The 13,921-nt window shown below is 67.1% G+C and carries 13 protein-coding genes; 6 read left to right on the forward strand and 7 right to left on the reverse strand.

Annotated features, from left to right (window positions below):
- Nucleotides 1-31 precede the first annotated feature (31 nt).
- Genes AC1D2O_RS31225 through AC1D2O_RS31240 form a run of 4 tightly spaced genes read left to right on the forward strand, consistent with a single transcriptional unit; the run spans nt 32 to nt 4,457 of the window.
- Entirely contained in the window at nt 32-2,134 is a 2,103-nt protein-coding gene (locus AC1D2O_RS31225) for an ATP-dependent helicase (protein WP_478158448.1), read from the forward strand.
- On the forward strand, nt 2,131-2,619 hold the full coding sequence (locus AC1D2O_RS31230) for a hypothetical protein (protein WP_478088926.1): 489 nt from the start codon (nt 2,131-2,133) through the stop codon (nt 2,617-2,619). Before AC1D2O_RS31225 ends, AC1D2O_RS31230 begins: the two co-directional genes overlap by 4 nt.
- Nucleotides 2,616-3,758 carry a phospholipase A gene (locus AC1D2O_RS31235; protein ID WP_478088925.1) on the forward strand — a complete coding sequence of 381 codons (1,143 nt, stop codon included), beginning with the start codon at nt 2,616-2,618 and terminating at the stop codon, nt 3,756-3,758. Before AC1D2O_RS31230 ends, AC1D2O_RS31235 begins: the two co-directional genes overlap by 4 nt.
- Before the next feature lie 9 nt (nt 3,759-3,767).
- Nucleotides 3,768-4,457, forward strand: coding sequence for a YceH family protein (locus AC1D2O_RS31240; RefSeq protein ID WP_478088924.1), 690 nt, complete (start codon nt 3,768-3,770; stop codon nt 4,455-4,457).
- Between the two features lie 173 nt (nt 4,458-4,630).
- Here AC1D2O_RS31240 and AC1D2O_RS31245 read toward each other — a convergent pair whose 3' ends face one another.
- The 7 genes from AC1D2O_RS31245 to aptA form a co-directional block, all read right to left on the reverse strand.
- Nucleotides 4,631-5,269: a hydrolase gene (locus tag AC1D2O_RS31245; protein ID WP_442285315.1), complete on the reverse strand. Its 639-nt coding sequence runs from the start codon at nt 5,267-5,269 to the stop codon at nt 4,631-4,633.
- A 71-nt stretch (nt 5,270-5,340) separates the two neighbouring features.
- Nucleotides 5,341-5,637 carry a putative quinol monooxygenase gene (locus AC1D2O_RS31250; RefSeq protein WP_478088922.1) on the reverse strand — a complete coding sequence of 99 codons (297 nt, stop codon included), beginning with the start codon at nt 5,635-5,637 and terminating at the stop codon, nt 5,341-5,343.
- A 29-nt stretch (nt 5,638-5,666) separates the two neighbouring features.
- Nucleotides 5,667-6,356 carry an isochorismatase family protein gene (locus tag AC1D2O_RS31255; protein ID WP_478088921.1) on the reverse strand — a complete coding sequence of 230 codons (690 nt, stop codon included), beginning with the start codon at nt 6,354-6,356 and terminating at the stop codon, nt 5,667-5,669.
- Nucleotides 6,357-6,511: 155 nt separating this feature from the next.
- On the reverse strand, nt 6,512-7,384 hold the full coding sequence (locus AC1D2O_RS31260) for a pirin family protein (RefSeq protein ID WP_478088919.1): 873 nt from the start codon (nt 7,382-7,384) through the stop codon (nt 6,512-6,514).
- A 139-nt stretch (nt 7,385-7,523) separates the two neighbouring features.
- The gene (locus tag AC1D2O_RS31265; RefSeq protein WP_478088917.1) at nt 7,524-8,468 is read right to left on the reverse strand and encodes a LysR family transcriptional regulator; all 945 of its coding nucleotides are present in this window, start codon (nt 8,466-8,468) and stop codon (nt 7,524-7,526) included.
- A 124-nt stretch (nt 8,469-8,592) separates the two neighbouring features.
- Entirely contained in the window at nt 8,593-10,110 is a 1,518-nt protein-coding gene (locus tag AC1D2O_RS31270) for a CoA-acylating methylmalonate-semialdehyde dehydrogenase (protein ID WP_478088915.1), read from the reverse strand.
- Nucleotides 10,111-10,129: 19 nt separating this feature from the next.
- Nucleotides 10,130-11,485, reverse strand: coding sequence for an omega-aminotransferase AptA (aptA, locus tag AC1D2O_RS31275; protein ID WP_478158449.1), 1,356 nt, complete (start codon nt 11,483-11,485; stop codon nt 10,130-10,132).
- Between the two features lie 108 nt (nt 11,486-11,593).
- Between aptA and AC1D2O_RS31280 the strand changes: the two genes are divergently transcribed.
- Together AC1D2O_RS31280 and AC1D2O_RS31285 are read left to right on the forward strand one after the other, a co-directional pair.
- Nucleotides 11,594-12,547: a LysR family transcriptional regulator gene (locus AC1D2O_RS31280; RefSeq protein ID WP_478158450.1), complete on the forward strand. Its 954-nt coding sequence runs from the start codon at nt 11,594-11,596 to the stop codon at nt 12,545-12,547.
- 152 nt (nt 12,548-12,699) lie between these two features.
- The gene (locus AC1D2O_RS31285) at nt 12,700-13,854 is read left to right on the forward strand and encodes an aromatic ring-hydroxylating oxygenase subunit alpha (protein ID WP_478158451.1); all 1,155 of its coding nucleotides are present in this window, start codon (nt 12,700-12,702) and stop codon (nt 13,852-13,854) included.
- Nucleotides 13,855-13,921: the final 67 nt, after the last annotated feature.

Consider the following 13,921-nt stretch of genomic DNA (forward strand, 5'->3'; position numbering starts at 1 on the left):
TGGCCGTTTGCGCCTTCCGTTCCCGAACTCCATGTCTTCCGGTCTCAATCTCGCGCAACAAGAAGCCGTCAACTACATGCACGGCCCCTGCCTGGTCCTTGCCGGCGCGGGCTCGGGCAAGACGCGCGTGATCACGCACAAGATCGCGCGCCTGATCCAGGCCGGCCTGGAGCCCAAGCGGATCGCCGCCATCACCTTCACCAACAAGGCGGCCTCCGAGATGCGCGAGCGCGCCAAGGGCCTGATCGGGCGCGACGCCAGGCACGTGGTGGTCTGCACCTTCCACGCGCTGGGCGTGCGCATGATGCGCGAGGACGGCGCCGTGCTGGGCCTGAAGCCGGCCTTCAGCATCCTCGACAGCGACGACGTCACCAAGATCCTCAAGGACGCCGGCGGCACCACCGACGCGGCCACCGCCCGCATCTGGCAGTGGACCATCAGCAAGTGGAAGAACATGGGCCTCAACGCGGCCCAGGCCGAGGCCCAGGCGGCCGACGACAACGAGCGCATCACGGCGCGCATCATGGCGCGCTACGAGGAGCGGCTGGCGGCCTACCAGAGCGTCGACTTCGACGACCTGATCGGCATGCCGCTCAAGCTGCTTCAGCAGCACGACGAGGTGCGCGCCAAATGGCAGGCCGCGCTCGGCCACGTGCTGGTCGACGAATACCAGGACACCAACGCGACCCAGTACGAGGTGCTCAAGGCGCTGGTCGGCGAGCGCGGCCGCTTCACCGCGGTGGGCGACGACGACCAGTCGATCTACGGCTGGCGCGGCGCCACGCTCGACAACCTCAAGAAGCTGCCGGTCGACTACCCGACCCTCAAGGTCATCAAGCTGGAGCAGAACTACCGCAGCACCAGCGCGATCCTGCGCGCCGCCAACAACGTGATCGGGCCGAACCCCAAGCTGTTCCCGAAGACGCTGTTCAGCGAACTCGGCGAGGGCGAGCCAGTGCGCATCGTCGACGCCGACAGCGAGGCCCACGAGGCCGAGCGCACGGTGGCGCGCATCCAGAGCCTGCGCGCCGGCGACGCCACCGCGCAGGGCCCGCAGCACAAGGAGTTCCGCGACTTCGCGATCCTCTACCGCGCCAACCACCAGGCCCGCGTGTTCGAGCAGGCGCTGCGCAAGGCGCAGATCCCGTACAAGGTCTCGGGCGGCCAGAGCTTCTTCGACCGTGCCGAGATCAAGGACCTGTGCGGCTGGTTCCGCCTCTGGGTCAACAACGATGACGACCCGGCCTTCCTGCGCGCGGTGACCACGCCCAAGCGCGGCATCGGCCACACCACGCTGGCCAGCCTCGGCACCTTCGCGAGCCAGTACAAGCTGAGCCTGTTCGAGGCGCTGTTCAGCCCCTCGCTGCCGAGCGTGATGCCCAAACGCGCGCAGGAGGGGCTGCACGAGTTCGGCCGCTACATCAACGACCTCGAATACAAGGCCCGCCGCACCATGGGCGCCGAGGACGCGCGCGCCTTCCTGGCCGAGTGGCTCAAGGAGATCGACTACGAGAAGCACCTGTACGACGGCGAGGACAGCGAGCAGGCCGCGGCCAGCCGCTGGACCAACGTGATGGAGTTCTGCGACTGGATGTCGCAGCGCTGCGGCGGCACGATCGACGACGCCTCGGGCGCCACGGTCGAGAGCGAGCGCAAGAGCCTGCTCGAGGTGGCGCAGACGATCTCGCTGCTGTCGACCATCAGCGAGCGCGAACAGGACCAGAACGTGGTCACGCTGTCGACGCTGCACGCCTCCAAGGGCCTGGAGTGGCCGCACGTGATGCTGGTCGGTGTGACGGAGGGGCTGCTGCCCTTCAAGCTCGACGACGACGGCGGCCGCCAGGAAAAGATCAGCGACGAGACGCTGACGCGGCTGCAGGAAGAGCGCCGGCTGATGTACGTGGGCATCACGCGCGCCCAGCGCAGCCTGGCCGTGAGCTGGACCAAGCGGCGCAAGAAGGGCCGCGAGATGGTCGCCGCCCAGCCGAGCCGCTTCATCGCCGAGATGGCGCTCGACAAGAAGACCGCCAAGGAAGACCCGCGCGAGAAACTCAAGGCGCTGCGCGCCGAGTTCGCGCGCAAGGTGCAGGACAACGCGGCCGCAGCGGCGGCGGCGGCCGCTTCGGCGCCATGAGGTTTCTGCAGACGGCCTGCCTGGCCGCCGCCTGCCTCGCTGCCGCCGGCGCGATGGCCCAGGGAGCGCCGGCGGCCCCATCGACACCGACGGGCCCATCGCCGGTTGCCTGCCCCGCCAAGGGCTCCGAGCTGCCGCTCGAGGCCTTGTTCGGCACCTGGGAGGCGCGCATCGACGGCCTGAAAGGCGTCGCAAAAGTCAAGCTCGACCAACATCCGGACTACGCCGGCGTGCGCGGCACAATCACGCGCGGCGGCGACGGCGCGCCGGCCACGGTCGCCCGGCTGGCGGGCGACATCGACGACGACGGCATGCTGAGTCTCGACGAATCGCTGGACGGCCACGCCATCAGCGGCGTCTGGCTGGGCGAGCTGGATGCGTCCTCGTGCGGCAACGCATGGAAGGGCGTCTGGCGCGACGCCGCGAACGACAGCACGCATCCCTTCGTGATGAACAAGACAGGCGACCCGACCCGCGATCGATGAACAAACGCATTCTTTTTTTCACCGCTTTTTTCGCAGGCATCGGCGCCACCGGCGCGCAGGCCGAGGCCGTGGACAAGCCGCCCAGCCCGCTGGCCGAATCGCAACTGACCTGGCAGCAGTGCCAAGGCCTCGCGGGCAGCGGCAACAACGAGGCGCGGCTGGCCTGCTTCGATCGCTGGGCCCAGCAGCAGACCCTGCCGGCCGCCGCGGTGCCGCCGGCGCCGCCGGTGCTCGCCGAAACCCAGCCGCCCGTGGACGCCACGGTGCCGGCCACACGCGTGATCACCCTCACCACCGAGGACGGCTGCCGCGACCACCAGTACTCGCCGCTGTCGCGCTTCTGGGAGCTCGAGGCCGGCAGCAACTGCGGCACGTTCGGCTTCCGCGGCTACCGACCGCTCAGCGTCGGCCTCGGGGTGGCCGCGAGGGACCCGGAAGTCGCGACCTCGCCGGCGCCCAACCACACCGGAGTCGACCGGCCCTACCAGTCCCAGGACATGCGCATCGGCCTGTCGCTGCGCACCAAGCTCGCGCAGGGACTGCTCACGGGGGACGACCCGATCAAGAAGGACGGGCTCTGGTTCGCCTACTCGCAGGCGTCGACCTGGCAGGTGTTCAACGAAGATCTCTCGCGGCCGTTCCGCACGACCGACCACGAGCCCGAGCTGATCTACAGCTACCCGACCGACTACCAGCTGCCGGGCGGCTGGCGCTTGCGCTACACCGGCCTGGGCCTGGTGCACCAATCGAACGGCCAGGACCTGCCGTACTCGCGCAGCTGGAACCGGGTCTACCTGATGGGCGGCATCGAACTCGGCGACAAGTTCGTGATCACCGGGCGGGTCTGGAAACGCATCTCCGAAAACGCCGCCGACGACGACAATCCCGACATCACCAAGTACCTGGGCAACGCCGACATCCGGGCCGCCTGGCAGGTCAACCGCCTCAATCAGGTCGGCGTCATGGTGCACGGCGGCAAGGGCGCGATCCGGCTCGAATGGCTGAAGGTGATCGGCGACCCGGTCAAGAGCAACCTGCGCTTCCAGACCCAGCTCTTCTACGGCTACGGCGACACGCTGATCGACTACAACCGCAAGCGCACCGTATTCACCATCGGGCTGGCGCTGGTCGACTTCTAATCTAACCCCATGAACTCGCCACTCCCGACCCTCTCGCTGCTGGAGACCCGCGTGCTGGGCGTCCTGGCCGAAAAGCAGCGCACGGTTCCCGACAGCTATCCGCTCACGCTCAACGCGCTGGTCGCGGGCTGCAACCAGAAGACCAGCCGCAACCCGATCCTGGAAGTGACGGACGCCGAGGCGCAGGCGGCCCTCGACAGCCTCAAGGGCTACAGCCTGGTGTCGGAGACCAGCGGCGGGCGCACCTTCCGCTACGCCCACAACGTCGACGGCGTGCTGCGGATCCCCTCGCAATCGATCATCCTGCTGACCGTGCTGATGCTGCGCGGACCGCAGACCGCGGGCGAACTGCGCATCGCCTGCGATCGCATGCACAACTTCGCCGACATCTCGGCGGTCGAGGGCTTCCTCGACGAGATGGCGCAACGGCCCGCAGGTGCGCTGGTCGTCAAGCTCGCGCGGCTGCCGGGCGCGCGCGAGAGCCGCTGGGCGCACCTGCTGAGCGGTGCGCCGGCCGAGGAGGCGGCCGGCGCCGGCATGGGATCGACTGCGGGCGCCGATGTGTCGCTCGGCGAAGTCGCAGCGCTCAAGGCCAACGTGGCGCGGCTGGAGGCCGAGGTCGCTGGCCTCAAGGCGTTGGTGGCGCGGGTCTGCTCGGAGTTGGGGATCGCGTCCGACGGGAACGACCCGGTCGCCTGAGCCACTCGGTGTTCAAGGGCGCTGCGTCGCGGACGTCCGCTGTATCGATTGGTGCACGACCTGAGCGGCAGCACGCGGATCGAGCGCCGAAGAACTATCGTGACAGCGCGTGACGTCGCCTGGCGCAGGGGACCCCGCAGCGAACGGGTCGATCCTGCCCCCGGCGTGCTGACCTACTCGCGATCGTAGGAGAACTGGATCCCCGCCGTGCCGCCGGTCTCGATGAAGAGATTGATGAACGCCGGCACCGTTTCCTTGCGCGCCCAATCGCGCTGCAGCTCGCAGAACAGCTGCGGCACGCTGATCATCTTGCCGCCGGCCTGTTCGATCCGGCGCAACGCCGCTTCATGGGCGGCCAGCGAAGTCCCGCCGACCGCATCGGCCACGACGTAGACCTCATAGCCTTCGTTCAGCGCATCGAGCGCGGGGAAGGTCAGGCAGGCCTCGGTCCACAAGGCGGTCATGATCAGCTTCTTCCGGCCGGTCGCCTTCACCGCGGCCCGGAACTCGACGTCCTCCCACGAGTTGATGGTCGTGCGGTCGTAGGTCGGGATGCCTTCCAGTGCTTTGCGCACCTGCGGGATCGGCGGCTTGTTGAGGCCGGTCTTGACATTGACGGTGGAGTGCACGATCGGCAGGCCATAGGCCACGGCGGCCTTGGACGCGCCGACGATGTTGTTGATCAGCAGTTGCCGGTCCATCGACGCGATCGAGTTCACCTGCACCGGCTGATAGTCGATGATCACGAACGCGGCGTTCTGGGGGGTGAGCAGTATGTCCTTGACGGGGTCTCGAATGGTTTCACTGGCCATGGTGTTCTCCTGACGGTGGGTCTCTATGTGCTGGAACGCAGCACGCGCGGATGCCCTGGGGCATGTCTCGATCAGGCGACGCGGTTCAGCTTGTGGAAGAACTCGATCTTTTCCACTGCGCCTGCGCCTTGTTCGTTGAAGCGGCGGATGTGCTCGCTTTGGGTGTGATGCTTCATCTGCGCCTCGGGGCTTGCCCAGTGCTCCACGAAAATGAAGCGGCGCGGATCGTCCTGGTCCGCGAACATCTCGTAGCGCAGGTTGCCCTCGTCCTTGCGCGACGGCTCGACCACGGCAACCAGGTGGGCACGCAGTTCGTCCTCGCGCCCTTCTTTCGCGTACAGCGAAACGACGATGAAGAAATCGTTCATGGCCTTGTCCTCCATGAATCAGCTCGCGCCTAGGTTCGCGTCGAGTCGAGCTGCTCGTTGCTCCGAGCGACGTCCTGCGCCTTCAGGTAGCTCTCGATGAGCAGGCCGTACGAAGGCATTGCCTGGGTGTAGACCGCCGCCCATTCCTGCGCGTCGGGACGGTTCCAGGTCTTCTGGATCTCGGAGAGGGCCGCCATGGTGTCCATGACGACGACGCCGGCCTGGAGCAGGCGCGCGACCGTCAGCTCGGACGCCATCTTGGACACGGTCCCGGATGCGTCCACGATGGCAAAGGTCTTGTAGCCGGCCGCCACGGCGCTGATGGACGGGAAGGCGAGACACACGCTCGTGATCGTGCCCGCGATCACCAGGCTCTTCTTGCCCGTCGCTTCGACCGCGGCCGCGAAGTCGGCGTTGTCGAAGGCGTTGATTTCACCGCGGCGCGCGATGTACCTGGCATGTGGCGCCAGTTCGTGAATCTCGGGAATCAGCGGGCCGTTCGGGCCTTGCGGGACCGAGGCCGTGGTGATGACCGGCATGCCGGCCAGCGTCGCGGCCTTGGCCAGGGCCTTCACGTTCGCGCGGAGCTGGGTCAGCGGAATATCCTGGACGACCTGGAACAGGCCGCTCTGGTGATCGATCAGCAGCATGGCCGCGTCGGCCGGATCGATGACGGGGCGCTGGCCGTTGAAGTTGGCAACATTTGCAAAAGCATTCATCTTCGTGGCTCCTGGCTGGCTGGGTTGAAGCAATTCTGGTCACTTCGCCCACGCTGCGGTAGCGGCACTTCGGGGAACACCACGTTCTCCGATCGAGAACACGGGCCCCGAGAAGAGGCGGGCTCCGACGTCGTCGAAGCCGCCCGTTCCATCGGTCAAGCTGCCGGTGCCGCGATCCGGCCCATGCGGCCGTTCTGGTAGTCGGTGAATGCGCTTGCGATCTCCGCCTCGGTGTTCATCACGAAGGGCCCGTATCCCACCACCGGCTCATTCAGCGGCTGCCCTGTCAGCAGCAGCACGGTCGAGTCTTCGGTCGCGTCGAACGCGAGCGCCGTCCCTTCTCGCTCGAGCACGGCGAGTTCGGCCTCTGCCACCGCATCGCTGCCGAACCGGATCGCTCCCTTGAGCACGAAGACCGCCGTGGTATGACCTTCCGGCACCTTGAACTCGACACGCCGGCCCGCCTTGACCCGAACGTCCCACACGTTCATGGGACTGAAGGTGTGCGCAGGTCCGGCCTGCCCCTCGAATCCGCCGGCGATCACGCGCACGGAGCCGGCGTCCTCGGGCAGCGCCATCCTCGGGATCTGCGCATCCGTGATGTTCTGGTACCCCGGCGAGGTCATCTTGTCCTTGGCAGGCAGGTTCACCCAGAGCTGGATCATCTCGAACGCTCCGCCGCGCTGGGCGAACCCGGCCCCGTGATACTCCTCGTGCACGATGCCGGCGCCCGCGGTCATCCACTGGACGTCGCCCGGCCCGATGGACCCGCCTCCTCCGGCCGAGTCCCGATGCTCGACTTCGCCGGTGTAGACGATGGTGACGGTCTCGAACCCGCGATGAGGGTGCTGCCCGACACCCCGGCGCTGTTGCGTCGGCGAAAAATCCGCCGGCCCCGCATAGTCCAGCAGCAGGAACGGTGACAGTTCCTGCGCGACGTCGTTGTACGAAAAGATGCTGCGCACCGGAAAACCGTCGCCCACCCAGTGGCGTCCGTTGTTGCGTCTCTTGAAGGCAAGTTTCTTCATGATGATCGACTCCTTTGCCTTCCCATCTGGGTCCTGGCAGGCGCTCCCGGTAGATCGCTTTTCGCGAACGCGGCGTTTCAGCAGAGCGGTGACCCCGCGGCTGGAGGAGCTGGGAACCTGCGGCCGCGGCGGATGATGCTCAGGGCGAGACGCGGTCCCACGGTGCGATGTCGCCGGCCCAGGCGTCGGCCAGCACGTCGATGATGCTGCGAACCTTGGACGACAGGTTGCGCGATTGCGTGTAGACCGCATGCACCGTGTCGTCGGTGGGAACGAGTCCGTCCAGCGGCAGTTCCACGAGCTCGCCGGAGCGCAGCAGGCCGCCGACAAGAAAGGTCGGCAGGACGGTCAGGCCCAACCCGCTCAATGCGGCCTGGCGCATCGCCTCGCCGTTGTTCGTCACCACGCGTGCACGGACGTTGGTGGCGACAGGCTCGCTGCCGCGCTCGCTCGGTGCATCGCCCATCCTGCGGAACTGCCAGATGTGGTTCGAGGACACCAGGCCATAGCCGATGCATTCATGCTGCGACAAGTCTTCGAGATTGGCCGGAGCGCCGCGTCGAGCCAGGTAGTCCGGGCTGCAGCACAGGATGCGCCTGCTGGTGGCGAGCCTGCGCGCGATGAGGCTGGAGTCCGCCAGCACGCCGATGCGAATCGCCAGGTCGTAGCCGCCTTGTACGAGGTCGACATGCCGGTCATCCAGGTCCATGTGCACGATCAGTTCGGTGTTCTTGCGCAGGAACGGCATCAGCGTGGGCAGGATGCAGCGCTGCCCGAAACTCATCGGGAGAGCGAGCCGGACCGTTCCCTGCAGGCCGCGGTGCTCTCCTCGCATCGATTGGGCAAACTCGTCGAAGTCCTGCAGGAGCAGCTTGCTTCGTTCGAAGAAATGGGTCCCGCTCGTGGTCGGCGTGGCGCGCCGCGTCGAGCGCTGAAGCAGCGCAACGCCCAGGCAGTCTTCCAGCGACGTGACCCGTTTGCTCACGACGGACTTCGCCACATCCAGCCTGACGGCGGCGGCACTGATGCTGCCGGCCTCCACCACGGCGATGAAGGCCTCGATATCTTCGATGCGATACCGCACAACGCGTCCTCCTGGGTTGCAGGCACTCCGACATGAAGTCGGCATCCGGGCCTGCAGTCAGTGTAGACGCTGGCCGCCACCCCTCTCGCGGCCAGGAGTGGTGTCGGCGTTGGCGCAGCGGGCCCTAGCGGCTGGACGGAAAGCTGAACACCGCACCCTCGCGCACACCGGCCGAGGGCCAGCGCTGCGTGATGGTCTTGCGCTTGGTGTAGAAGCGCACGGCGTCGGGGCCGTAGGCATGCAGGTCGCCGAACAGCGAGCGCTTCCAGCCGCCAAAGGAGTGGTACGCCACGGGCACCGGCAGCGGCACGTTGATGCCGACCATGCCGACCTGGATGTTGTCGCTGAACCAGCGCGCGGCTTCGCCGTCGCGCGTGAACAGGCAGGTGCCGTTGCCGTATTCGTGGGCGTCGATCATCGCCATGGCTTCCTCGAGCGTCTTCACGCGCACCACGCCGAGCACCGGGCCGAAGATCTCTTCCTGGTAGATCGTCATGCCGGGCTTGACGCCGTCGAACAGGCAGGGGCCGAGGTAGTAGCCGCCGTCGTGGCCCTCGACCTTGACGCCGCGGCCGTCGACCACGAGCTTCGCGCCCGCCGCCACGCCGGCATCGACGAAGGCCTTGACCTTCTCGAAGTGCGGCTGGGTGACCAGCGGGCCCATGTCGTTGCCGTTGTCGTTGCCGGGGCCGACCTTCATCTTCGCGATCTCGGCCTTCAGGCCCGCCACCACGGCGTCGCCCGTTTCGTCGCCGATGGCCACGACCAGCGGAATCGCCATGCAGCGCTCGCCGCAGGAGCCGTAGGCCGCGCCCATCAGGGCGCTGACCGCGTTGCCGATGTCGGCGTCGGGCATGACGACCGCGAAGTTCTTCGCGCCGCCCAGGGCCTGCACGCGCTTGCCGTGCGCGCAGCCGGTGGTGTAGATGTACTCGGCGATGGCGGTCGAGCCCACGAAGCTCACGGCCTTCACGCGCGGGTCGGTCAGGAGCGTGTCGACGGCTTCCTTGTCGCCGTTGACCACGTTCAGCACGCCCGGCGGCAGGCCGGCCTCGAGCGCGAGCTCGGCCACCAGCAGCGTCGAGGAGGGCGTGCGCTCCGAGGGCTTCAGCACGAAGGTGTTGCCGCAGGCCACGGCCATCGGCCACATCCACAAGGGCACCATCACGGGGAAGTTGAACGGCGTGATGCCGGCCGTGACGCCCATCGCCTGGAACTCGCTCCACGAGTCGATCGCCGGGCCGACGTTCTTGCTGTGCTCGCCCTTGAGCAGTTCGGGCGCATAGCTGGCGTACTCGACGTTCTCGATGCCGCGCTGCAGCTCGCCGTGCGCATCCGAGAGCACCTTGCCGTGCTCGGCCGTGATGAGCGCGGCGATGCGGTCGGCGTTGGCTTCGAGCAGCGTCTTGAGCTTGCTCATCACGCGGGCGCGCTTGAGCGGCGGCGTGTTGCGCCAGGCCGGGAAGGCGGCTTGCGCCGAGGCGATGGCCTGCTCGACCGTGAGCTTGTCGGCGAGCGCAACGCTCTTGTCCGAGAAGCCGGTGGCCGGATCGAACACCGGCTGCACGCGGGTGCCGCCTGCGACGCGCTGGCCGTCGATGAAATGGCCGATGGTGGTGGTGACGTTCTTGTCGTTTTGCATGGAATGACTCGGTGGGGGATCAGGCGGTTTCGGCGAGGGCGTCGGCCAGGGCGTTGACGAGGCGGTCGATCTCGGCCTTCTCGGTGATGAAGGGCGGCGCCAGCTGGATCGTGTCGCCGCCATAGCGCACGTAGAAGCCCTTCTTCCAGCAGTTCATCGCGATCTCGTACGGCCGGCGCGCCGGCTCGCCGGGCAGCGCGGCGATCGTCAGGCCCGCGGCGAGGCCGTAGTTGCGGATGTCGGCCACGTGCTTGCTGCCCTTGAGGCTGTGCACGGCATTCTCGAAGTGAGGCGCCAGCGTCTTCACGCGGCCGATCATGTCTTCCTTCTGCAGCACGTCGAGGGCGGCGATGCCGGCGGCGCAGGCCACCGGGTGCGCGCCGTAGGTGTAGCCGTGCGGGAACTCGAGCATGTAGTCGGGGCCGCCTGCGGCCATGAAGGTGTCGTAGATCTCCTTGCTGGCGACCACGGCGCCCAGCGGCTGTGCGCCGTTGGTGACCTGCTTGGCGATGTTCATGATGTCGGGCGTCACGCCGAAGGCTTCCGCGCCGGTGAGCGCGCCGCAGCGGCCGAAACCGGTGATCACCTCGTCGAAGATCAGCAGGATGTTGTTCGCGGTGCAAATGTCGCGCAGGCGCTTCAGGTAGCCCTGGGGCGGAATCACCACGCCGGCCGAACCCGCGAAGGGCTCGACGATCACGGCCGCGATGTTCGAGGCGTCGTGCAGCGCGATCAGGTCGAGCAGGCGGTCGGCCAGCTCGGCGCCGGTCTCGGGCATGCCGCGCGTGAAGGCGTTGCTTGCGAGTTGCGTGTGCGGCAGGTGATCCGCTTCCACGCCCTGGCCGAACAGCTTGCGGTTGGCGGCGATGCCGCCGACCGAGATGCCGCCGTAGTTGACGCCGTGATAGCCCTTCTCGCGGCCGATCAGGCGCGTCTTGCCCGCCAGGCCCTTGGTGCGCCAGTAGGCGCGCGCCAGCTTGAGCGAGGTGTCGGCCGCTTCGGAGCCCGAGCCGGTGAAGAACACGTAGTCGAGCCCGGCGGGCGTGAGCTCCTTGATCCTGTTGGCCAGCTCGAACGAAAGCGGGTGGCCGAACTGGAAGGCGGGCGAATAGTCGAGCTTGGCGATCTGGCGGCTCACCGCTTCGGTGATCTCGGGGCGGCCGTGGCCGAGGCCCGAGCACCAGAGGCCCGAGAGGCCGTCGAAGATCTTGCGGCCGTCGCTGTCGGTGAAATAGGCGCCCTTGGCCTCCACGATGATCCGCGGATCGGCCTTGAAGTTGCGGTTGCCGGTGTAGGGCATCCAGTGCGCGTCGAGCCAGGCGGCGTCGGTCCGCAGGGCGGGCGTGGGTTCGATGGCGGGCGTTGCAAGGGTCATGGCGATTCCCGCGTGATGCGGGCTCCGATAGGGAAATGAGGTGGGTGGATTGTTCGCAGACCGTTCAGTGTGGAGAATGGTGCAATATCAATGTTCACTTGACACTTTATGCAAGTAAAGACACCGCCCGAAAGCGTTGCCCGGAACCGCGCCGTGCTGGGACAGCTCAGCGACATGGATCTGCGCCTGCTCAAGGTGTTCAAGAGCGTGGTCGATTGCGGCGGCATGGCGGCCGCCGAGCTGGAGCTGAACATCGGCACCTCCACGGTCAGCCGGCATGTGAAGGACCTCGAGACGCGGCTCGGCCTCGTGCTGTGCCGGCGTGGGCGGGCCGGCTTCGCGCTCACGGCCGAGGGCCAGCGCGTCTACGACGAGACGCTGCGGCTGCTGGCCTCGGTGGACGCCTTTCGCGGCAGCATCGACGACATCCACAACCGCATGGGCGGGCAACTCGAGGTGGCGCTGTTCGACAAGACGGCGACCAATCCGAAGGCGCGCATCAGCGAGGCCATCGCGCGCTTCTCGGAGATCGCGCCGGAAGTGCGCCTGGCCGTGCACGTGGGATCGATCAACGCCATCGAGCAGGGCGTGCTGGAGGGCAAGTTCCAGATCGGCATCATTCCGGCGCACCGCAGCTCGCAGAGCCTGGTCTATGCGGACCTGTTCGATGAAACCATGCTGCTGTACTGCGGCGCAGGACACCCGCTCTTCAAGGGTCCGCACGGCAAGCTGACCTGGTCGCGGCTGCGCGAGCACGACTTCGCCGGCCTCGGCTATCACTCGCCGAACATGGAGCTGAGTCACCGGGCCCAGTTGGCGCGCAAGGCCACCGGCTTCGACCAGGAGGCCATCGCCACGCTGATCCTCTCGGGACGCTTTCTCGGGTTCCTGCCCGACCACTATGCCCAGGTCTTCGAACAGCGCGGCGCGATGAAGGCGGTGCTGCCCGAGCGCTTCAACTACGCCTGCCGCTTCGTCAGCCTGATGCGGCGCTCGCCCAAGCCTTCACGCACCGTGCTGGCCTTCGAATCCTGCCTGAGCGCGGCCCACGCGCCCCGCTGAGACGGGCCATCGGATATCGACCTCGAGATTGCTGCGGGTCGTCGCTGTTCGACCGGGCGAAGCATGCCGAATTGACGGACTGACTAGTCAGTCGGTAAACTGCGGCGGACGAACTTTGATCGATCCTGATTCACGCGACCGAGACACCCCCGATGAGCCAAGACTTTGCCGCCGATCTCCATCGCAGAGCGACCGCCGCCATGCTGGCGGAGCGAGCGGACGCGGATGCCCACGGTGGCCAGGTCGAGGTCGGCCGCTACACGAGCGACGCCGGGGCGACCCAGGAGCTGAACCTGCTGCGCCGCTGTCCGCAAGCCGTTGCAGCAGGATCGTCGCTCGCATCGCCCGGGGCCTGGCTTTCGATGACCCATCTCGGCATCCCGCTGCTGCTGGTTCGCCAGGAGAGCGGGCAGGTTCAGGCCTTCGTGAACGTCTGCCGCCATCGTGGCGCCCGCGTGGTGCCCGAGGGCAGCGGCAGCGATGCGCGCGCGTTCGTCTGTCCCTATCACGCGTGGACCTACAAGCCCGATGGCGCGCTTCGGGGTGTGCCCCAATCCTTCGGCTTCCCATGTCTCAAGCAGGAAGAATCCGGACTGCGCAAGCTGGCCACGGTCGAGCGCGCGGGGCTGGTCTGGGTCATCCTCGATCCGGAACTGTCGCAGAAGGATCCCAACGAGAGCCTGGGGTCGCTGATGAACAACCTGGAATCGCTGGCGGGGCTCGGCGCCCCGGTGGCGTTCGCGCCGCGCTCCTACGAGGTCGAAGCCAACTGGAAGCTGCTGGTCGATGGCGCCTTCGAGGCCTATCACTTCAAGGTCGCCCACCGAAAGACCATCGCCCACATGTTCGTGGACAACATGCAGATCGTCGACGAGTTCGACCTCAACCGGCGCCTCTACCTCATCAAGGCGAGGTTCTCGGAAGACGCGCCCGAGGCGACAGGCTTCGATCCGAGAAAGTACGGCAACCTGACCTACTTCTTCTTCCCGAACACGACGATCCTGGTCCAACCTGACCACGCGCAACTCAGCAGCCTCGAGCCCCTCAGCGCCACCCGGACGCGCGTGCATGAGCTCACGCTGATTCCAGAAGCGCCGGCTTCGGACAAGGCGACGGCGTACTGGCAAGCCAACGTCGACCTGTATCGCCGCACCCTGGCGGAAGACTACGAACTGGCCGAATCGATTCAAAGGGGCCTGGCGTCCGGCGCCAATGAAGTGCTCACCTTCGGCACTTTCGAATACAGCGCGCCGCGCTTTCATTCGCAGCTCCAGCAGCAAATGGCCGACCTGCAAGCCGGGCGCTGAGCGCCAAGCGCTTCATCAGCGATGCAAAGCCGGCGACCCGGTCGACGGGTGGCTGCGCGTCGCACGA

The sequence above is a fragment of the Variovorax sp. P1_G12 genome, assembly GCF_056405555.1.

Bases quoted from the DNA above. Each gene is read 5' to 3' on its own strand.
- AC1D2O_RS31225 (WP_478158448.1), top strand. From the start codon at position 32: ATGTCTTCCGGTCTCAATCTCGCGCAACAAGAAGCCGTCAACTACATG.
- AC1D2O_RS31230 (WP_478088926.1), top strand. From the start codon at position 2,131: ATGAGGTTTCTGCAGACGGCCTGCCTGGCCGCCGCCTGCCTCGCTGCC.
- AC1D2O_RS31235 (WP_478088925.1), top strand. From the start codon at position 2,616: ATGAACAAACGCATTCTTTTTTTCACCGCTTTTTTCGCAGGCATCGGC.
- AC1D2O_RS31240 (WP_478088924.1), top strand. From the start codon at position 3,768: ATGAACTCGCCACTCCCGACCCTCTCGCTGCTGGAGACCCGCGTGCTG.
- AC1D2O_RS31245 (WP_442285315.1), bottom strand. From the start codon at position 5,269: ATGGCCAGTGAAACCATTCGAGACCCCGTCAAGGACATACTGCTCACC.
- AC1D2O_RS31250 (WP_478088922.1), bottom strand. From the start codon at position 5,637: ATGAACGATTTCTTCATCGTCGTTTCGCTGTACGCGAAAGAAGGGCGC.
- AC1D2O_RS31255 (WP_478088921.1), bottom strand. From the start codon at position 6,356: ATGAATGCTTTTGCAAATGTTGCCAACTTCAACGGCCAGCGCCCCGTC.
- AC1D2O_RS31260 (WP_478088919.1), bottom strand. From the start codon at position 7,384: ATGAAGAAACTTGCCTTCAAGAGACGCAACAACGGACGCCACTGGGTG.
- AC1D2O_RS31270 (WP_478088915.1), bottom strand. From the start codon at position 10,110: ATGCAAAACGACAAGAACGTCACCACCACCATCGGCCATTTCATCGAC.
- aptA (WP_478158449.1), bottom strand. From the start codon at position 11,485: ATGACCCTTGCAACGCCCGCCATCGAACCCACGCCCGCCCTGCGGACC.
- AC1D2O_RS31280 (WP_478158450.1), top strand. From the start codon at position 11,594: ATGCAAGTAAAGACACCGCCCGAAAGCGTTGCCCGGAACCGCGCCGTG.
- AC1D2O_RS31285 (WP_478158451.1), top strand. From the start codon at position 12,700: ATGAGCCAAGACTTTGCCGCCGATCTCCATCGCAGAGCGACCGCCGCC.